We start from the raw sequence: 18,691 nt of genomic DNA on the forward strand, positions 1-18,691 counted from the left end.
TTCGGAGCGGTGAGCGCTCGAAACGTGCACGAATCACTGGATTTTGGTGACTCCGCGGCGGCGGAGCGCCGCCAGATTCGCCGCACCGCACCCGTGTAGGCACACCAGCAGCTCGTCGATGAACCGCTGCAGCCAATCGGCCACGGCCTCAGGCGAATCGATGGCAGGCGCCAGCAGCGGCCTGGCCACGGCGACCGCGTCCGCGCCCATCGCCAACGCCTTCGCCGCGTCCATGCCGGTGCGGATGCCGCCGGACGCGACGAGCGACACGTCGGGCAGCATGTGGCGCACCTCGACCAGTGCCTCGGCGGTGGGAATGCCCCACTCGGCCAGCGCGGGGTAGCGGATCTCGCCGTACCGGACGAACTGCTCCACACGCGCCCATGACGTGCCGCCCGCGCCCGCCACGTCGACGGCGGCGATGGGGGAGTCGACCAACTCAGCGGCCGCGGCCGCTCCGATGCCGTGGCCGACCTCCTTGAGCATCACCGGGAAGCCGATCGAGCCCGCGATGTCACGCAACCGCGCCACCGATCCGGAGAAGTCAGTGTCGCCCTCGTGCTGCATCGCCTCTTGCAGCGGATTGGTGTGCACCGCAACGGCATTGGCGCCGACGTGATCCAGCGCCGCGACGAGATCCGGCGCCATCACCGCGTTCAGCTGAGCCAACCCGATGTTGCCGATCAGCAACACATCCGGGGCCACGTCGCGCACCCGGAACGACGACGACGCCGCGCCCTTGTCGAGCATGATGCGCTGCGACCCGAGCATCATGCCGACGCCGAGTTGTTGCGCCGCCACCGCCAGATTGCGGTTGATGGTTTCGGACAGCTCGGCACCGCCGGTCATCGCGCCGATCAACACCGGCGCCCGCAACGCCACACCGAGGAATTCGGTGGACAGATCGACGCTGCCGAGATCCGTCTGGGTCAACGCGTTGTACGGCAACCGGTAGCGCTCCAGGCCGGTGGTGACAGACTGGAAATCGACCGCCTCGGACAGGCACATGTCGATGTGCCGTCGTTTGCGGGTCTCCATCCCGCCGGGGTCGACGGTCACCGGCTGTGCCCCCTGCGACAATGGCGTCGTGTCTGAAGCTGTGTGGATCGCAATCGCGGTCGTTGCCGTTCTGCTCGTGGTCGCGCTGGTCGTCGGGCTGGTGCGATACCGGCGCCGACGCATCAATCTGTCGTCTGCAGACACTGCCACGCCCATCGACCGCTCCGGCGGATATACCGCGTCTTCGGGCATCACGTTCACCCAATCGGCACCGACGCAGCCTGCCGAGCGCATCGACACCAGCGGCTTGCCCGCCGTGGGCGACGATGCCACCGTTCCGCGGGATGCGCCGAAACGGCCCATCGCCGACGTCAAGCTGCCTGAGCCCGCCGTCGAGCCGGTAGCGCCCGTAGAGCCGGTAGCGCCGGTAGAGCCGGTAGCGCCGGTAGAGCCGTTAGCGCCGGTAGCGCCCGTCGAGCCTGCCCCTGCCCCCGTCGAGGAGATCGCCCCGATTGACGGGCGCCTGGACCGGCTGCGCGGGCGGCTCGCCAAGTCGCAGAACACGCTCGGCCGCGGCATGCTCGGCCTGCTCGGCGGCGGCGACCTGGACGACGAGTCCTGGGAGGACGTCGAGGACACCCTGCTGATCGCCGACCTGGGGCCCGTCGTCACCGAATCGGTGGTGTCGTCGCTGCGGTCGCGGATGGCCAGCAGCCGGGTGCGCACCGAGGCCGACGCCAAGGCCGTCGTGCGGGAGGTGCTCATCGAAGAACTCCAGCCGCAGCTGGACCGGTCGATCAAGGCGTTGCCGCACCACGACAAGCCGTCGGTGCTGCTGGTCGTCGGTGTCAACGGCACGGGCAAGACGACGACGGTCGGCAAGCTGGCCCGTGTGCTGGTCGCCGACGGCCGCCGCGTGGTGCTCGGCGCCGCAGACACGTTCCGCGCCGCGGCGGCCGATCAGCTGCAGACCTGGGCTTCCCGGGTGGGTGCGGAAGTGGTGCGCGGCGCCGAGGGCGCCGATCCCGCGTCGGTGGCGTTCGACGCCGTCGACAAGGGCATCGACTCGGGCGCCGACGTCGTCGTCATCGACACCGCGGGCAGGCTGCACACCAAGACCGGCCTGATGGACGAGCTGGGCAAGGTCAAGCGCGTGGTCAGCAAGCGGGCAGAAGTCGACGAGGTGCTGCTGGTGCTCGACGCGACGATCGGCCAAAACAGCCTGCCGCAGGCGCGGGTGTTTGCCGAAGTCGTCGACATCACCGGCGTGGTGCTGACCAAACTCGATGGCACCGCCAAGGGCGGCATCGTGTTCCGCGTGCAGCAGGAGTTGGGCGTGCCCGTCAAACTCGTCGGCCTCGGCGAAGGCCCCGACGATCTCGCTCCCTTCGAACCCGCGGCCTTCGTCGACGCGCTGCTCGGTTAACGGGCAGCCGCGAAAACCGCACGACGTAACACCGGTGAAACGTCGTCGGCCAATCCGTTCACACGAGCGAAACACCGTGGCGTCTTAACCGAAACAACCACTCAGCAAAGTCTTGGACCAGGTCAACGGTCGCAAAAACGTTGCGGCCGTGGCGTGTCGAAGGAGGAAACTGCGAGTGGATGGATTTCCGACCCTCGGTATACCGGACACCGGTGATACCGCATGGATGCTGGCAAGCGCAGCGCTTGTCTTGCTGATGACGCCGGGGCTGGCCTTCTTCTACGGAGGCATGGTCCGAGCACGAGGCGTTCTCAACATGATCATGATGAGCGTCAGCGCGATGGGCGTCGTCACCGTGTTGTGGTCGCTGTACGGGTACTCGGTGGCCTTCGGCAACGACGTCGGCAACCTGTTCGGCAATCCGACCCAGTACTGGGGCCTCAAGGGGCTGATCGGCGGCACCTATCTGCAACTGGACTCAGCCGATCCTGCCGTGTCGATTCCGCTGGCAGGCACCATCCCGCAGACAGTCTTCGTGGCGTTCCAGCTGATGTTCGCGATCATCACGGTGGCGCTGGTCTCCGGTGCGGTGGCGGACCGGCTGAAGTTCGGCGGATGGCTGCTGTTCGTGGCGCTGTGGGTCACGGTGGTGTACTTCCCGGTGGCGCACTGGGTGTTCGCGTTCGACGGTGTCACCGCCGAGCATGGTGGCTGGATTGCCAACAAGCTCAAGGCGATTGACTTCGCAGGCGGTACCGCGGTGCACATCAACTCCGGTACCGCAGGCTTGGTGCTCGCGATCATCCTCGGCAAGCGCCTGGGCTGGCCGAAGACCCCGATGCGGCCGCACAACCTGCCGTTCGTGATGTTGGGCGCCGGCGTGCTGTGGTTCGGCTGGTACGGCTTCAACGCCGGTTCGGCCGTCGGCTCGAACGGCATTGCGGGGGCGACGTTCATCACCACCACCATCGCGACGGGGACGGCGATGCTGGGCTGGCTGCTCACCGAGCGCATCCGTGACGGCAAGGCCACCTCGCTGGGCGCCGCGTCCGGCATCGTGGCGGGCCTCGTCGCGATCACGCCGTCCTGCTCGTCGGTCAACGTGGTCGGCGCGATCGTGGTCGGGTTGTGCGCAGGTGTGATCTGCGCACTGGCTGTTGGCCTGAAATACAAACTGGGATTTGACGATTCGCTCGACGTCGTCGGTGTGCACATGGTCGGTGGCCTAGTCGGCACCCTGCTGGTGGGCCTGGTCGCTACGTCGGATGCGCCCGCGGCCGTCAATGGTCTGTTCTATGGCGGCGGTTTCGACCAGCTGTGGCGCCAGGCGGTTGGTGCGGGGGCGGTTCTGCTCTATTCCGCCGTTGGTACGGCTATCGTGGCCTTGATCGTGAAATACACCATCGGGCTGCGTATTAGCGAGGAGGACGAGTCGTCAGGCATCGATGAGGCCGAACACGCGGAAACCGGATACGACCTCGCCGCGGTCAGTGGTGGCAGCTCGGTACTGGCCCGTCACGGCGCGGAGGGATGAGGAACATGAAGCTGATAACTGCGATCGTCAAACCGTTCACGCTTGAAGACGTCAAGACCGGCCTCGAACAGACGGGTATTCTTGGAATGACTGTCAGCGAGGTTCAGGGTTACGGCCGCCAGAAAGGTCACACCGAGGTGTACCGCGGCGCCGAGTACTCGGTCGACTTCGTGCCAAAGGTGCGGGTCGAGGTCGTCGTCGATGACTCCGCGGTCGACAAGGTGGTTGACGTCATCGTCCAGGCAGCCCGGACCGGGAAGATTGGTGACGGCAAGGTGTGGGTCAGCCCAGTCGACACCGTGGTCCGGGTGCGCACGGGGGAGCGGGGGGCCGACGCCCTTTGAGCCGCAGGTGAAATGAGTCGTCGTCTCCCGGAACTACACCGTGAGCGTTGATGGGAAGGCCGGGAGAGGACTCTAAATGGCAAGTCAGACACCAGATTCTGCTGACGAGCGCTTGCGCGAGGAGCAGATCAACGCCGCCGGTGCGCCCAGATGGGTAGCACCGGCGGCGGCCTCGTCTCGTCCGGCGACCGATCTGGTGGCCGCCTGCGAGAAACTGCTCTCCGGTAAAGCGCGGCAACTCGATTCGGCCGCACTCCGTGACGCCCTGCTGGACCTGCACGATTTCTGGCTGACCACCAAGGCCACCGAGATCGGGATCACCGCGACGAGCGGGTTCGCGATCGTCGCGACGGGTGGTCTCGGCCGCGGCGAACTGTTGCCGTTCTCCGACCTCGACCTGATGCTGCTGCACGACAACATGCCGCGCGAAACCGTCAGCCAGGTCGCCGAGCTGTTGTGGTATCCGTTCTGGGACGCCAACATTCGCATCGACCACAGTGTGCGCACCGTCCCGGAGGCGCTGAAGGTCGCCGGGGAGGACATCTCGGCGGGCCTTGCGATGCTGGAGGCCCGCCACATCGCGGGCGACTCCGACCTGTCGTCGCTGTTGATCAGCGGGGCCCGTCGGCAGTGGCGCATTGGAATCGCCTCGCGTTTCGACGAACTCGTCGCACACACCGAGCAACGATGGGAACGCAGCGGGCAGATCGCCCACCGCGCCGAGCCCGACCTCAAGTGTGGCCGCGGCGGCCTGCGCGACGTGCAACTGCTCAATGCGCTGGCGATCGCGCAACTCGCCGACGTGTATCCCAGTCGCTCGCTGGCCTCACCGACGGGCACGCTGGGCGAGGCGCATCTCGCGCTGCTCAACGTGCGCACCGAACTGCACCGGGTGTCCGGTCGCGGTCGCGAACTGCTGCTGGCCCAGCACGCCGACGAGATCGGCGCCGCGCTGCACATCGGGGATCGATTCGACTTGGCACGCACACTGTCTGACGCAGCGCGCACTGTCAGCTACTACGTCGACGCGGGATTGCGCACCGCCGCGAATGCGTTGCCGCGCCGCGGGTTGGCGGCGTTCAAGCGTCCGGTGCGCCGCCCCCTCGACGAGGGGGTGATCGAGTATGCGGGCGAGGTCATCCTGGCTCGCGACGCGCGCCCGGAACGCGATCCCGGCCTGATCCTCCGGGTCGCCGCCGCATCGGCGACGACCGGGCTGCCGATCGCGGCGTCGACCCTGGCGCGGCTCACCGAGACCGCCCCGGAGTTGCGCACGCCGTGGCCGAGGCAGGCGCTCAAGGATCTGCTGGTGATGCTGGCCGCGGGCCCGAGCGCGGTGGCCACCATCGAGGCGCTGGACCGAACCGGGTTGTGGGGCAGGCTGTTCCCGGAGTGGGGCGCTGTGCGTGATCTGCCGCCTCGCGACGTGGTGCACATCTGGACCGTCGACCGGCATCTGGTCGAAACAGTGTCTCGGGCAAGCGCTTTCACTACCCGGGTGTCGCGGCCGGATATGTTGGTGCTCGGCGCGCTGTGCCACGACATCGGTAAGGGCCGCGGCGGGGACCACAGCATCATCGGCGCCGAACTGGCCACGCAGATCGGCACCAGACTGGGGCTGTGGCCGTCGGATGTCGAACTGCTGTCGAAGGTGGTGCGCCACCACCTGTTGCTTCCGCACACCGCGACGCGGCGAGACCTGCAGGATCCGAAGACCATCGAGGCCGTGGTGGAGGCGCTCGACGACGACCCGGTGCTGCTGGAACTGTTGCACGTACTGGCCGAGGCGGATTCGCTCGCCACCGGACCCGGCGTGTGGGGCGACTGGAAGGCGTCGTTGGTCGGGGACCTGGTCCGGCGCTGCCGGATGGTGATGGCGGGCGAACCGCTGCCAACACCGGATCCCATTGACCCGCGGTTCATTTCGCTGGCTGCTGACGGCGGTGTGCACGTCGAGATGACGCCCGGCGACAGCCCGCACATCTACAACCTGACGATGATCGCGCCGGATGTCCGGGGTCTGCTGTCGAAGGCCGCGGGTGTGCTGGCGCTCAATTCGCTTCGCGTGCACTCCGCGTCGGTGAACGGGCACGAGGGTTCGGCGATCAACACGTTCGTGGTGTCACCGCATTTCGGTTCGCCGCCCGCCGCCGAACTGTTGCGTCAGCAGTTCATCCTGGCGCTCGAGGGTGAACTCGACGTGCTGGCGTCGTTGGACAAACGGGACAGGGACGCGGTGCAGCACGGCACCACCCGGGCGGGACAGGTGCCCGACGCGGTGCCGATCAACCACGCGACCGCGCCGCCGAAGATCCTGTGGTCCGACGGCCCGCGGGAGGGGGAGTCGGTTGTGCAGATCCGTGCCACCGACCGGGCGGGGCTGCTGGCGAGGTTGACCGCGATCTTCGAACGCGACGGGGTCGACATCGCCTGGGCGAAGGTCACCACGCTTGGCTCGTCGGTGGTCGACGTGTTCGCGATCACCGTCGCGGGCTCGATGCGGGAGGAACTGCAGCGCGACCTCTATGCCGTGCTGCCGGCACCGGCGCCCGCGAAGCCGGTATCCGAAGCCAGTTAGGAGGTGGCGGGCGAGTGAGCATCGCAGGCGTCCGAACGGCGCCCGAGCGGTGGGCCCACGCCCGTAGGGCAGGGGACGAACCCAGAACCGACCATTCGTTAGGCTTGACAGCGTGTTTGAATCGCTGTCCGACCGGTTGACCGGCGCCCTGCAGGGGCTGCGTGGCAAGGGCAGGCTGACCGACGCCGACATCGACGCGACCACCAGAGAGATCCGGCTGGCGCTGCTCGAGGCCGACGTCTCGCTGCCTGTGGTGCGCGCGTTCGTGGCCCGCATCAAAGACCGCGCCAAGGGCGCTGAGGTCTCCGGTGCGCTGAACCCGGCCCAGCAGGTCGTCAAGATCGTCAACGACGAGCTGATCGGCATCCTCGGCGGCGAGACCCGCCAGTTGGCTTTCGCGAAGACGCCGCCGACGGTGATCATGCTCGCCGGTCTGCAAGGTTCCGGTAAGACCACATTGGCCGGCAAGCTGGCGAAATGGCTTAAGGATCAAGGCAATACGCCGCTGCTCGTGGCGTGCGACCTGCAGCGGCCCGGCGCGGTCAACCAGCTGCAGATCGTCGGTGAGCGCGCCGGTGTGCAGGTGTTCGCACCGCATCCCGGGGTTGGCCCGGAGGGCCGGGACAATGAAGCGGACGCCGGTCACGGCGATCCGGTGGCGGTGGCTGCCGCGGGCCTTGCCGAGGCGAAGGCCAAGCTCTTCGACGTCGTCATCATCGACACCGCGGGCCGGTTGGGCATCGATGACGAGCTGATGAGCCAGGCCGCCGCCATCCGCGACGCCGTTGACCCCGACGAAGTGATCTTCGTGCTCGACGCCATGATCGGCCAGGACGCCGTCACCACGGCAGAGGCGTTCCGCGGGGGCGTCGGCTTCACCGGCGTGGTGCTGACCAAGCTCGACGGCGACGCCCGCGGTGGCGCCGCGCTGTCGGTGCGCGAGATCACCGGGGTGCCGATCCTGTTCGCGTCCGCAGGCGAGAAGCTCGAGGACTTCGACGTCTTTCACCCCGATCGGATGGCCAGCCGCATCCTGGGCATGGGCGACGTGCTCACCCTGATCGAGCAGGCCGAACAGCATTTCGACGCGCAGAAGGCCGAGGAGGCGGCGGCCAAGATCGGCTCGGGCGAGCTGACCCTCGAAGACTTCCTCGAGCAGATGCTCGCGATCCGCAAGATGGGCCCGATCGGCAACCTGCTCGGCATGCTGCCCGGCGCGGGCCAGATGAAGGAGGCGCTGGCCGCGGTCGACGACAGCCAACTCGACCGCGTGCAGGCGATCATCCGCGGTATGACGCCCGCCGAACGTGCCGACCCGAAGATCATCAACGCCTCCCGTCGGCTGCGCATCGCCAACGGATCCGGCGTCACGGTGTCGGAGGTCAACCAGCTCGTCGACCGGTTCTTCGAAGCGCGCAAGATGATGTCGCAGATGGCCGGTCAGATGGGAATGCCGTTCGGCCGCAAGGGTTCTTCGCGGAAGGCGGCGAAGAACAAGAAGAAGGGGCAAAAGGGCCGTAAAAAGGTGGGTGGTCCGACGCCGCCGAAGGCGCGCAATCCGTTGGGCGCCGCAGGCATGCCTGCCGGGTTCCCCGACCTGTCGAACATGCCCAAGGGTCTCGACGAGCTGCCGCCGGGTCTTGCCGACATCGACCTGTCGAAGTTGAAGTTCCCGAAGAACTGATTGCGGGCGAGGTCATCGCGATGGACGACGCATTGTTGCTGCAGCACCGCGACGAGCGCGGCGTCGTCACGTTGACGCTCAACCGGCCGAAGGCTCTCAACGCACTGTCGGAGGCGATGCTCGCGGCGCTCGGTGAGGCTTTCGACGGGCTCGCCGACGACGAGTCGGTACGAGCCGTGGTGCTCGGCGCGGCAGGACGGGCTTTCAGTGCCGGCCACGACCTGAAGGAAATGCGCGCGGAGCCGTCGCTCGAGTACTACGAGCGACTGTTCGCGCAGTGCTCGGCCGTGATGCTCGCGATCCGTCGCGTGCCGGTGCCGGTGATCGCTCGGGTGCAAGGTCTTGCCACCGCAGCGGGCTGCCAGCTCGTCGCCATGTGCGACCTGGCGATCGCGAGTAGCGACGCCCAGTTCGCCGTCAACGGCGTCGACGTCGGGTTGTTCTGCTCGACGCCGGGCGTCGCGTTGTCACGCAACGTGCCGACGAAGGCCGCCTTCGAGATGCTCGTCACCGGCGATTTCATCACTGCCGAGGAGGCCTGCGCGAAGGGTCTCGTGAACCGTGTCGTGACACCCGACGCGCTCGACGGCGCGGTCGACGCGCTGATCAGGCGAATCGTCGCGAAGCCGCGCGTCGCGCTCGCGCTTGGCAAGAGCCTGTTCTACCGCCAGAGGGAAGAAACGATGGAGTCCGCTTACACCGACGCTGGTGCGACGATGGCCTGCAACATGATGGACCCGAGTGCGCTGGAAGGCGTGCAGGCTTTCCTCGAGAAGCGGCCGCCGAGCTGGTCAGCCAGCTAGCGTGCGGCTCCATGTGCGCGGCCGCGGGCTCCCGGACGGGGAGCCGGTCGAGTGGTGGATCGTCGACGGCGTATTGAGCGCCGAACCGGTCAGCGACGCGGAGACCATCTTCGACGGTGGCTGGGTGGTGCCAGGGCTGGTCGACGCGCACTGCCACGTCGGGCTCGGCCAGGACGGCGAGGTGCCGCTGGACGAGGCCGTCACGCATGCCGAGACCGAACGTGACGTCGGCGCGTTGCTGCTGCGTGACGCCGGGTCGCCGACGGACACCCGCAGCTTCGACGACCGCGACGACCTGCCCCGCATCATCCGTGCCGGGAGGCACCTGGCCAGGCCGAAGCGCTATCAGCGTGGATTCGCCCTCGAGTTGGATGACGAATCGCAGTTGCCCGACGCGGTCGCCGAGCAGGCCCGCTGGGGCGACGGCTGGGTCAAGCTGGTGGGCGACTGGATCGACCGGGACACCGGCGACCTGGCGCCGCTGTGGTCCGACGACGTCCTCAAGCAGGCGATCGACGCCGCTCACGACAACGGCGCCAGGGTGACCGCCCACGTGTTCAGCGAGGACGCCCTGCCCAGCCTGATCAACGCGGGTATCGACTGCATCGAGCACGGCACCGGACTGACCGACGACACCATCGAGTTGATGGTCGAGCACGGCACCGCGCTGGTCCCGACGCTGATCAACGTCGAGAACTTTCCCGGCATCGCCGCTGCGGCGCAGAAGTACCCGACCTACGCGCGGCACATGCGCGACCTCTACGCCAGCTGCTACCCGCGGACCAGCGCCGCGCTTGACGCAGGCATTCCGATCTTCGCGGGCACCGACGCAGGCAGCACGGTGGCGCACGGCCGGATCGCCGACGAGATCGAGGCGCTCAAGCGCATCGGGATGAGCCCGACCGAGGCGCTGGGCGCCGCCTGCTGGACGGCTCGAGAGTGGTTAGGCCGTCCCGGAATTCAGCATGGCGCGTCGGCCGATCTGGTGTGTTACGACGACGATCCGCGCTCCGGTGCCGACGTGATCAACAACCCGGCCCGCGTCATCCTGCGAGGCCGCGTTTTCTAGCGAGACGTCTCACCGGTATTGGCTGAAGCCCCAATCCAGTAGGCCGATGGCCTGGCCGTACATGTCGCCGTCGCCGTACATCTGCACGACGACGACGCGGTGGCCGTTGCGCTGGGCGGCCCCGACGAACGTGTGCTGCGCGAGATTGGTGAACCCGGTCTTGCCGACGAGGGTGCCGGGGTAGCGCTCGAGCAGCTGGTTCTGGTTGTCGATGGTCTTCGGCCCGTCGTCGGTCGGAAACAGCGACGACGGTTGACGCACGATCGCGGCGAAGGCCGGATAGCGCAGGGCGGCGCGGTAGATGAGGGCCAGGTCGTACGACGTCGTGATCGACTCCATCCCCGGGCCGTCGAGCCCCGACGGCGAGGATGCGTGCGTGTTGCGAGCACCCAGCGCGGCGGCCTTGGCGTTCATCCGCGCGACGGCGGACTGGTAGCCGCCGAGGCCTTCGGCGAGCGTGTTGGCGGCGTCGTTGCCGGACACCAGCAGCAGGCCGTCGAGCAACTGCCGCACGGTGTACGGCCTGCCCGCCTTGACCCCGACGCACGAACACTCCACGTCGGTGTTCGCGGGCGTCGCCGTGATCACCGCGTTGAGCGGGAGTTGGTCGAGCACCACCATCGCAAGCAACGCCTTGATGGTGCTGGCGGGTGCGTGTGGCTGATATGGGTTGCGGGAGGCCAGGATTCGACCGTTGTCGAGATCGGCCAGCAGCCATGCCTGCGCGGGCCCCTGCGGGAGATCTACCGCGCCTGCCGGTTGGATACCCGGCTCAGCGGATGTCGGGGCGGCGACCAGTATGGCCGCGGACAGCGCGATGCTCCACGCGGCCAATAAGATTCGCACGGCCGCCGAGCGTACTCAGCTCGTTCGCCGGTGAGGTCTCGGATGCGTTGCGATTGCGCAACTCAGAGCGTGCCGATGTCTGCGCCTGGGCTTTGGGTGAAGCCCCAGTCCAGAAGCCACGACGCTTGATCCCAATATGTCGGGCCGCCTTCTTTGATCAGCCCGTACATCATCGCGATCACCAGTCGTCGACCGCCGCGGTCGGCGGCCGCGACGAACGTCTTCTTGGCCGCATCGGTGAACCCGGTTTTGCCACCGATCGCGCCGGGGTAGCGGTGCAGCAGTTCGTCCTCGTTGACCAGCTGCTTGTCGCCGGCGCCGGAGGGGAACATCGCTGTCGGCTGCGCAGTGATCTGAGCGAACGTCGGGTTGGCCATCGCGGCGCGGAAAATGATCGCAAGGTCACGCGGGGTGGTGGCGCCCGATCCGGCGGCCCCGTCCAACCCGGACGGTGTCGTGGCGTGGGTGTTCACCGCCCCCAGCGACGCGGCCTTGGCGTTCATCTTCGCGACGGCGGTGCCGTAGCCGCCGATCATGTCGGCCAGCGCGTTGGCGGCGTCGTTACCGGACACCAGCAGCACCGCGTCGAGCAGTTGGCGCGCCGTATAGGTGCCGCCCGGCTTGATGCCCACACAATTGCACTCGACCTGGGTGTCGGCCGCGGTGCCGACGACCGTCGCGTCGAGGTTGGGCAACTCCTCCAGCGCGGTCAGCGCCAGCAGCGTCTTGATCGTGCTCGCGGGCGGGTGCGCAACGTCCATGTCGCGGCCTGCCAGCACCTGTCCGGTGTCCATGTCGGCGACGATCCAGGCGGGCGCGGGACCGTCGGGAATCGGCACGCTGCCCACCGGTTGGATGCCGGCGTCGGCCGCGGCCACCGGCGTGATCGACAGCGTGATCAAACTGAGGCAGGCGGCGACGGCCGTGACGAATCTCCCCATGGGGTCTGGAGCCTAACCGGGGTGCTTCATCGTGTTCAATATCGTGTTCAATCGACGCATGCTGAGCCTGGAGGAGATCTCGGACCGGTTCGAGATTCAGCAGTTGCTGATCGATTATTCGACGGCGATCGACAGCCGACGCTTCGACGATCTCGACAGGGTGTTCACACAGGACGCCTACATCGACTACCGGGCGATGGGCGGCATCGACGGTCATTTCCCCGAGGTGAAGGCGTGGCTGGCGGACACGCTGCCGAAGATCTTCGCCTCGCACGCCCACATGCTCGGCAACTTCGACGTGCGCATCTTCGGCGACACCGCGTCGTCGCGGACCTTTTGCTTCAACCCGATGGTGTTCGCAGGTGACAACAACCAGGTGATGTTCTGCGGGCTGTGGTATGTCGACGATTTCGTCCGCACGTCCGAGGGCTGGCGGATGAGCCGGCGTGTCGAGGAGAAGTGCTTCGACAAGGTGGTCTAGTCATTAGTGGCGTGCCAGGGCCGGTTTCGACACCACGGCCGTGAAACCGCCGGATCGGTGTCCCTAGGTTCGTCAGCTCAGCACTCGGTGCACGGCCCGCTTGATCCGATTCGACAGATACACGGAGATGAACACATTGAAGATGTCTTCGCGCAGCCTGGTCAGCGTCGAACTGGTGATGCGCCACTGCCCGTCGCGCTTCTCGTAGGTCTCCTGATAGTGGCCATAGCCGCGCAGGTTGAACCCCGGCGCCAACCGGACCACGTCTTCGAGCGCCCAGATGCCCCGCGCCGTGGTCGCCGACGTCAGTTCGATTTCGGGTGCATGCACCTGGTGGGCCGTGGCCCGGTTGCCGACGCCCTTACGGGTGAACGCGACGAAGTCGTCGGCGCCGCGGATCACCTCGCCGCCCGCCTGTGAGGTGTCGCTGAGGAAGTCGTCGGTGAACAGCCCACGCCACGCCGTCCAGTCCTTGGTGTCGAGGTAGCGGCAGTACCGTGCCTTCAACTGCTTGATCGCCTCGATCTCCATCAGGGCGGTGGCGTCGTCCATCGCCGAAGCGTGACACCGGAGGCAGATGTTGTAAAGGTGGGTGGGCCGCGATTTCCGCCGGGACCGGCTGTTCTGGCACAATGAGCGGCTGTCTGCCATGCGACCCGCCCTGAGCGATCCGCCTTCGGCTTCTCGCTGGGTGCTTGCATGGCGGTCACACACGTAAGGCAAAACCGGATCCGGGCATCCCGCCCGCGATCGCCGAATTGCAGCGTGGCAACCCCAGGAGATCGTTTCATCATGGCTGTCAAGATCAAGCTCACCCGGCTTGGCAAGATCCGCAATCCCCAGTACCGCATCGCCGTCGCCGACGCGCGCACCCGCCGCGACGGTCGCGCCATCGAGATCATCGGCCGCTACCACCCGAAGGAAGAGCCGAGCTTGATCGAGATCAACTCGGAGCGGGCCCAGTACTGGCTCGGCGTCGGCGCCCAGCCCACCGAACCGGTGTTGCAACTGCTGAAGATCACCGGCGACTGGCAGAAGTTCAAGGGTCTGCCCGGCGCGGAGGGCACGCTGAAGGTCAAGGAACCCAAGCCGTCCAAGCTGGATCTGTTCAATGCCGCGCTGGCCGAGGCCGAAGGCGGGCCGTCGACCGAGGCCACCACGCCCAAGAAGAAGAAGGCTCCGGCCAAGAAGGCCGCCGACAAGGTCGAGGCCGCCGAGGCAGAGGCGCCCGCTGACGCAGAGGCGCCCGCTGAGGCTGCCTCCGAAGCCACCGAAAGCTGACCACGGCCATGAGCTCTGTCGTCGTTGACGCCGTCGAGCATCTGGTCCGCGGGATCGTCGACAATCCCGATGATGTCCGGGTCGACATGGTGACCAGTCGTCGCGGCCGCACCGTCGAGGTGCATGTGCATCCCGATGACCTCGGCAAGGTCATCGGTCGCGGTGGTCGCACCGCGACCGCGCTGCGCACGCTGGTCGCCGGGATCGGCGGCCGGGGCATCCGCGTCGACGTGGTGGACACCGACCAGTAAGGGTCGCATGGACCTGGTAGTCGGGCGGGTCGTCAAAGCGCACGGCGTCACCGGCGAAGTGGTCGTCGAGATCCGCACCGACGACCCCGATTCCCGTTTCGCGCCCGGTTCGACGCTGCGAGGCAGGCCATCTCGCGGTGGTCGCGAAAGCCGGTACCTCATCGAATCGGTGCGCGACCACGCCGGGCGGCTGCTGGTGCGGCTGGACGGGGTGACCGATCGCGATACCGCGGATTCCTTGCGGGGCACCGTTTTTCTCGTCGACTCTGACGACCTTCCGCCGATCGAGGATCCCGACGAGTTCTACGACCATCAACTCGAAGGGCTGCACGTGGTGACCACCGCAGGCGCGGCCGTCGGCTCGGTGGCCGAGGTATTGCACACCGCGGCGGGCGAATTGCTGTCGGTGCGAAACGACGACGGCGAGGTGCTGGTGCCGTTCGTCAGCGCCATCGTCACGTCGGTGTCGCTGGCTGACCAGACGATCGTGATCGACCCGCCCGAGGGCCTGCTGGAGCTGGGCTGAACATCATGCGAATCGACGTCGTCACGATCTTCCCGGGTTACCTGGATCCGCTGCGACAGTCGTTACCCGGCAAGGCGATTGACGCGGGCATCGTCGACGTCGCGGTACACGACCTACGCCGGTGGACCCACGACGTGCACAAGTCCGTTGACGACTCCCCCTACGGCGGCGGCCCCGGCATGGTGATGAAGGCGCCGGTGTGGGGCGAGGCGCTAGACGAAATCTGTTCGGACGAAACGCTGTTGATCGTTCCGACCCCGGCGGGACGACTGTTCACACAGGGCAACGCGCACCGCTGGAGCACGGAGAAGCACCTGGTGTTCGCATGCGGCCGATACGAGGGCATCGACCAGCGGGTCATCGACGACGCGGCACGCCGGATGCGGGTCGAGGAGGTGTCGATCGGCGACTACGTGCTGCCCGGCGGAGAATCGGCCACGTTGGTGATGATCGAGGCTGTGGTGCGCCTGCTGCCTGACGTGCTCGGCAATCCAGCGTCGCACCAACAGGATTCGCATTCCAACGGCTTGCTGGAAGGGCCGAGCTACACCCGGCCGCCGAGTTGGCGCGGCCTCGACGTGCCCGAGGTGCTGCTGTCGGGTGACCACGCGAAGATCGCGGCGTGGCGCCGCGAGCAGGGGTTGCAGCGGACGCGGGAGCGTCGCCCCGATCTGCTGGACTAGATTCGGCCGCCCGGGAACATCGTCTTGACGGCCTGGGTGATCGTGTTGCGCGCGGTGACGTCGTCGACGGGCTGCATCGAGGCGATGGCCATCACATACCGACGGTCGGGTCCGACCACACCGGTCGACCAGTGCACCCAGTTGGCGCCGTTCCAACAGCAGAACCAGCCCTGCTTGACAGCCACCGGCTCAGCGAACAGCCCCTCGGGGATCCCGAACCGCTGCGGATAGATCCCGCCGGGCTGGGTGCCGTCCGGCGCGGTGGGCGTCGAGGCCGCCAGGTTGGCCATGATGAGATTGGCCCGCTCCGGCGGCAACCCGCCCTTACCGGACAGCAGCTTGTCGTAGTACTCGACGAGGTCGGCGGTGGTGCTCGTGGTGTTGAACCACCGCCCGTTGTACGGCGTCGAGGTCGACGCCAATCCGTAGCGCGCGGTGACCCGCGAAATGATCGCGCTGCCACCGCTGCGATTCCAGAAGACCTCGGCGGCGCTGTCGTCGGAAGACCGCAGCATCGCGTCGAACGCCTGCCGGTCGGCGGGGGATAGCTGAGTCTGGCCCTGTGCCTCCTGCAGCAGGAGGTCGTCGGCGATGAACAGCTTGACCACCGACGCGATCGGCATCGCTTCGCCGTTGCCGTTGGACAGGATCTGACCGGTATTGCGGTCCAGAACGGTGATCGTGATGTCGGCGCCGGCCTTCGACGCTTCTGCGGTGGCCTGCCGGATGCGGTCGGCCAGGCCGGTGAACGTCGCGGCGGGTTCGTCGGGCGGGGACTCGGGCAGCGGCGCCCTGGTGCCCATCGGCGCGACGACCGTCAGTTGGGGCATTGCGGACTCGGCGGTGTCGCCGTACACCTTCGCTTCGCAACCGGCAATCAAGGGGACCGCAACGACGACAGCTGCGGTCGCCGTGACCAGTCTCGGCGGCCGCCCTCGCATGGTCCTCCTTGCCGAATTTGTCACCCGAAAAGTCAGGTTTGCTCACCGCCTGGCGGTGGCTTAAGCCTAGCGGCTGACTGCGCACGACGTATGGTTAGTTCGCCTTGGCGTTTCGGGCGTCGTCAGCGACGATTTCAGGGATCGACGCCGATCTGGCACAATTGAGCAGTTGTCCGCGCAGGCCCAGTTCGCCCGCTGCGAGACGCCCCAGATAGGCCCGACAGACCGGCTCGGCGACGCGTCACCTCGTGACCCACTGTCCGCAGCCGCCAACAGCAAGGAAGTGTCACCGATGAACACGCTGGACTTCGTCGATCAGACGTCGCTGCGCGACGACATTCCGGTTTTCGGCCCCGGCGACACCGTGAACGTGCACGTCAAGGTCATCGAGGGCTCCAAGGAACGCATCCAGGTGTTCAAGGGTGTCGTTCTTCGCCGCCAGGGCGGCGGCGTCCGCGAGACCTTCACCGTGCGCAAGGAAAGCTACGGCGTCGGCGTCGAGCGCACCTTCCCCGTGCATTCGCCCAACATCGACCACATCGACGTCGTCACCCGTGGTGACGTGCGCCGCGCCAAGCTGTACTACCTGCGCGAGCTGCGGGGCAAGAAGGCCAAGATCAAGGAGAAGCGCTGACTTCGCGCATCGGAGTCTGATCCTTGGAAAGCGACGAGCGCGGCGGTGAGCCCCGCGCTGGCTACCCTGATGCGGTGACCGACGCTACGGACCCTCAGGACTCGACTTCTGATCCTTCGCCCGAGGCCGCCCAATCGGTCACCGACGAAACAACAGAAGAGCCCAAGAAGCGCGGCGCGCTGCGTGAAGCGGCGATCCTGATCACCATCGCGGTGGTCCTCTACTACGTAATGCTGACGTTCGTCGCGCGGCCGTATCTGATTCCGTCCGAGTCGATGGAGCCGACGCTGCACGGCTGCGCCGGCTGCACGGGCGACCGGATCATGGTCGACAAGGTCACCTACCGGTTCAGCACGCCGGAACCCGGCGACGTGATCGTGTTCAAGGGCCCGCCGAACTGGAACATCGGCTACAAGTCGATCCGCTCCAAGAACACCGCGGTGCGCTGGGTGCAGAACGCGTTGTCGTTCGTCGGCTTTGTGCCCCCCGACGAGAACGATCTCGTCAAACGGGTCATAGCGGTGGGCGGGCAGACCGTGCAATGTCGCGCCGACACCGGACTGACCGTCGACGGCAAGCGGCTCGACGAGCCGTACCTCGATCCGACGACCATGATGGCCGACCCCAAGCTCTACCCGTGTCTGGGGCCCGAATTCGGCCCGGTGCACGTGCCGGAGGGCAGGCTGTGGGTGATGGGTGACAACCGCACGCACTCGGCCGATTCGCGTGCGCATTGCGGCAATACACCCGAAGCCGCCCAACAGGGTCTCATCTGCACGGGCGACCCGATACCGGGCACCGTGCCGGTGGACAATGTCATTGGAAAGGCACGGTTCATCGCCTGGCCACCGTCGCGGTGGGGTGGAGTCCATGCGGTGAACCCGCAGACTCAGTAGCTCACTAGGGGGAACCTGCTCTTGCCGGCTACATGGCCTCCGCGAACTGTGATCCGGAAGTCCTCGGGCCTGCGCACTCTGGAGTCCGCGCTGTACCGCGGCGGGCTCGGCCCGGTGGCGGGTGTCGACGAGGTGGGCCGCGGTGCATGCGCGGGCCCGCTGGTGGTCGCGGCGTGTGTGCTGGGACCCAACCGGTTGGAGAGCCTTTCGGCGCTCGACGACTCCAAGAAGCTCAACGAGAAGGAACGCGAGCGGCTTTTCCCGCTGATTCGCCGCTACGCGCTGGCGTACCACGTGGTGTTCATCCCGTCGGCCGAGGTCGACCGGCGCGGGGTGCACGTCGCCAACATCGAGGGCATGCGCAGGGCCGTGGCGGGCCTGCCGGTGCGGCCGGGCTACGTGCTTTCCGACGGGTTCCGGGTACCCGGTCTGCCGATGCCGTCGCTGCCGGTGGTCGGCGGTGACACGGCCGCGGCGTGCATCGCGGCGGCCAGCGTGCTGGCGAAGGTGAGCAGGGACCGGCTGATGGTGAAGATGGAATCCGAGCACCCCGGCTACGGATTCGCCGACCACAAGGGCTACAGCACCCCGGCCCACAGTGCCGCTCTGGCCGAACTCGGACCGTGCCGCGAACACCGGTACTCGTTCATCAACGTGCGCCGGCTGGTGGCGGTCGAAGGCGAGCTCGTACCGGATGATGCGCTCGACTGGGAACCCGAGCAGCAGAGCCAACTGGGGTAGGGGAGAATGGACTCGATCGATATGAAGGACAGC

The 18,691-nt window shown here is 67.1% G+C and carries 19 protein-coding genes and 1 pseudogene; 15 read left to right on the forward strand and 5 right to left on the reverse strand.

From position 1 onward, the window contains the following. Positions 1-33 precede the first annotated feature (33 nt). Entirely contained in the window at positions 34-1,038 is a 1,005-nt protein-coding gene (gene fni, locus A5724_RS13825) for a type 2 isopentenyl-diphosphate Delta-isomerase (protein WP_369830636.1), read from the reverse strand. Between the two features lie 49 nt (positions 1,039-1,087). On the opposite strand from fni, the gene ftsY reads away from it, so the two are divergent. The 7 genes from ftsY (at position 1,088) to A5724_RS13860 (ending at position 10,437) form a co-directional block, all read left to right on the forward strand. Next, the gene (gene ftsY / locus A5724_RS13830; RefSeq protein WP_067802348.1) at positions 1,088-2,425 is read left to right on the forward strand and encodes a signal recognition particle-docking protein FtsY; all 1,338 of its coding nucleotides are present in this window, start codon (positions 1,088-1,090) and stop codon (positions 2,423-2,425) included. Between the two features lie 175 nt (positions 2,426-2,600). Continuing rightward, a complete protein-coding gene (locus A5724_RS13835; RefSeq protein WP_197518648.1) occupies positions 2,601-3,959 on the forward strand; it encodes an ammonium transporter in 1,359 nt (452 codons plus the stop codon). A gap of 5 nt (positions 3,960-3,964) precedes the next feature. Then, positions 3,965-4,303: a P-II family nitrogen regulator gene (locus A5724_RS13840; RefSeq protein ID WP_003881099.1), complete on the forward strand. Its 339-nt coding sequence runs from the start codon at positions 3,965-3,967 to the stop codon at positions 4,301-4,303. A 76-nt stretch (positions 4,304-4,379) separates the two neighbouring features. Then, entirely contained in the window at positions 4,380-6,881 is a 2,502-nt protein-coding gene (locus tag A5724_RS13845) for a [protein-PII] uridylyltransferase (RefSeq protein WP_067802351.1), read from the forward strand. 112 nt (positions 6,882-6,993) lie between these two features. Then, entirely contained in the window at positions 6,994-8,565 is a 1,572-nt protein-coding gene (gene ffh, locus A5724_RS13850; RefSeq protein WP_067802354.1) for a signal recognition particle protein, read from the forward strand. Positions 8,566-8,585: 20 nt separating this feature from the next. After that, complete coding sequence (locus A5724_RS13855; protein WP_067802357.1) at positions 8,586-9,368, forward strand: enoyl-CoA hydratase; 783 nt, start codon at positions 8,586-8,588, stop codon at positions 9,366-9,368. Then, a complete protein-coding gene (locus tag A5724_RS13860; RefSeq protein ID WP_197518649.1) occupies positions 9,307-10,437 on the forward strand; it encodes an amidohydrolase family protein in 1,131 nt (376 codons plus the stop codon). The genes A5724_RS13855 and A5724_RS13860 overlap by 62 nt, the downstream gene beginning before the upstream one ends. Before the next feature lie 9 nt (positions 10,438-10,446). Here A5724_RS13860 and A5724_RS13865 read toward each other — a convergent pair whose 3' ends face one another. Further along, positions 10,447-11,283, reverse strand: coding sequence for a D-alanyl-D-alanine carboxypeptidase family protein (locus tag A5724_RS13865; protein ID WP_067802363.1), 837 nt, complete (start codon positions 11,281-11,283; stop codon positions 10,447-10,449). 62 nt (positions 11,284-11,345) lie between these two features. After that, positions 11,346-12,224: a D-alanyl-D-alanine carboxypeptidase family protein gene (locus tag A5724_RS13870; protein WP_067802367.1), complete on the reverse strand. Its 879-nt coding sequence runs from the start codon at positions 12,222-12,224 to the stop codon at positions 11,346-11,348. Between the two features lie 58 nt (positions 12,225-12,282). Here A5724_RS13870 and A5724_RS13875 point away from each other — a divergent pair, with 58 nt between their 5' ends. Beyond that, the gene (locus A5724_RS13875) at positions 12,283-12,705 is read left to right on the forward strand and encodes a nuclear transport factor 2 family protein (RefSeq protein ID WP_067802371.1); all 423 of its coding nucleotides are present in this window, start codon (positions 12,283-12,285) and stop codon (positions 12,703-12,705) included. Positions 12,706-12,777: 72 nt separating this feature from the next. Here A5724_RS13875 and A5724_RS13880 read toward each other — a convergent pair whose 3' ends face one another. Then, on the reverse strand, positions 12,778-13,257 hold the full coding sequence (locus A5724_RS13880) for a nuclear transport factor 2 family protein (protein WP_067802374.1): 480 nt from the start codon (positions 13,255-13,257) through the stop codon (positions 12,778-12,780). A gap of 240 nt (positions 13,258-13,497) precedes the next feature. Here A5724_RS13880 and rpsP point away from each other — a divergent pair, with 240 nt between their 5' ends. The 4 genes from rpsP to trmD are packed head-to-tail and all read left to right on the forward strand — an operon-like array spanning position 13,498 to position 15,446. After that, positions 13,498-13,986, forward strand: a complete 489-nt coding sequence (gene rpsP, locus A5724_RS13885; protein WP_067802378.1) for a 30S ribosomal protein S16 — start codon at positions 13,498-13,500, stop codon at positions 13,984-13,986. An 8-nt stretch (positions 13,987-13,994) separates the two neighbouring features. Beyond that, on the forward strand, positions 13,995-14,237 hold the full coding sequence (locus tag A5724_RS13890) for an RNA-binding protein (RefSeq protein WP_003881089.1): 243 nt from the start codon (positions 13,995-13,997) through the stop codon (positions 14,235-14,237). Positions 14,238-14,244: 7 nt separating this feature from the next. Further along, a complete protein-coding gene (gene rimM, locus A5724_RS13895; RefSeq protein ID WP_067802383.1) occupies positions 14,245-14,763 on the forward strand; it encodes a ribosome maturation factor RimM in 519 nt (172 codons plus the stop codon). A gap of 5 nt (positions 14,764-14,768) precedes the next feature. Next, positions 14,769-15,446, forward strand: a complete 678-nt coding sequence (gene trmD, locus A5724_RS13900; RefSeq protein ID WP_067802386.1) for a tRNA (guanosine(37)-N1)-methyltransferase TrmD — start codon at positions 14,769-14,771, stop codon at positions 15,444-15,446. Here trmD and A5724_RS13905 read toward each other — a convergent pair. Then, positions 15,443-16,387, reverse strand: a complete 945-nt coding sequence (locus A5724_RS13905) for a hypothetical protein (RefSeq protein WP_067802389.1) — start codon at positions 16,385-16,387, stop codon at positions 15,443-15,445. The two genes, trmD and A5724_RS13905, sit on opposite strands and share 4 nt — an antisense overlap. A gap of 292 nt (positions 16,388-16,679) precedes the next feature. Here A5724_RS13905 and rplS point away from each other — a divergent pair, with 292 nt between their 5' ends. The 3 genes and pseudogenes from rplS (at position 16,680) to A5724_RS13920 (ending at position 18,683) form a co-directional block, all read left to right on the forward strand. Next, the gene (gene rplS, locus A5724_RS13910; RefSeq protein ID WP_067802489.1) at positions 16,680-17,021 is read left to right on the forward strand and encodes a 50S ribosomal protein L19; all 342 of its coding nucleotides are present in this window, start codon (positions 16,680-16,682) and stop codon (positions 17,019-17,021) included. A 74-nt stretch (positions 17,022-17,095) separates the two neighbouring features. Then, positions 17,096-17,917 carry a signal peptidase I gene (gene lepB / locus A5724_RS13915; protein WP_197518650.1) on the forward strand — a complete coding sequence of 274 codons (822 nt, stop codon included), beginning with the start codon at positions 17,096-17,098 and terminating at the stop codon, positions 17,915-17,917. A 21-nt stretch (positions 17,918-17,938) separates the two neighbouring features. Continuing rightward, positions 17,939-18,683 (forward strand): annotated as a pseudogene (locus A5724_RS13920) (ribonuclease HII). Positions 18,684-18,691 lie beyond the last annotated feature (8 nt).

Origin of the sequence: Mycobacterium sp. ACS1612 (assembly GCF_001667505.1) — a bacterium.
Classification (GTDB): domain Bacteria; phylum Actinomycetota; class Actinomycetes; order Mycobacteriales; family Mycobacteriaceae; genus Mycobacterium.

Bases quoted from the DNA above. Each gene is read 5' to 3' on its own strand.
- fni (WP_369830636.1), bottom strand. From the start codon at position 1,038: ATGGAGACCCGCAAACGACGGCACATCGACATGTGCCTGTCCGAGGCG.
- A5724_RS13890 (WP_003881089.1), top strand. From the start codon at position 13,995: ATGAGCTCTGTCGTCGTTGACGCCGTCGAGCATCTGGTCCGCGGGATC.
- A5724_RS13875 (WP_067802371.1), top strand. From the start codon at position 12,283: ATGCTGAGCCTGGAGGAGATCTCGGACCGGTTCGAGATTCAGCAGTTG.
- rimM (WP_067802383.1), top strand. From the start codon at position 14,245: ATGGACCTGGTAGTCGGGCGGGTCGTCAAAGCGCACGGCGTCACCGGC.
- A5724_RS13845 (WP_067802351.1), top strand. From the start codon at position 4,380: ATGGCAAGTCAGACACCAGATTCTGCTGACGAGCGCTTGCGCGAGGAG.
- rpsP (WP_067802378.1), top strand. From the start codon at position 13,498: ATGGCTGTCAAGATCAAGCTCACCCGGCTTGGCAAGATCCGCAATCCC.
- A5724_RS13870 (WP_067802367.1), bottom strand. From the start codon at position 12,224: ATGGGGAGATTCGTCACGGCCGTCGCCGCCTGCCTCAGTTTGATCACG.
- A5724_RS13880 (WP_067802374.1), bottom strand. From the start codon at position 13,257: ATGGACGACGCCACCGCCCTGATGGAGATCGAGGCGATCAAGCAGTTG.
- A5724_RS13855 (WP_067802357.1), top strand. From the start codon at position 8,586: ATGGACGACGCATTGTTGCTGCAGCACCGCGACGAGCGCGGCGTCGTC.
- A5724_RS13840 (WP_003881099.1), top strand. From the start codon at position 3,965: ATGAAGCTGATAACTGCGATCGTCAAACCGTTCACGCTTGAAGACGTC.
- rplS (WP_067802489.1), top strand. From the start codon at position 16,680: ATGAACACGCTGGACTTCGTCGATCAGACGTCGCTGCGCGACGACATT.
- trmD (WP_067802386.1), top strand. From the start codon at position 14,769: ATGCGAATCGACGTCGTCACGATCTTCCCGGGTTACCTGGATCCGCTG.
- A5724_RS13905 (WP_067802389.1), bottom strand. From the start codon at position 16,387: ATGCGAGGGCGGCCGCCGAGACTGGTCACGGCGACCGCAGCTGTCGTC.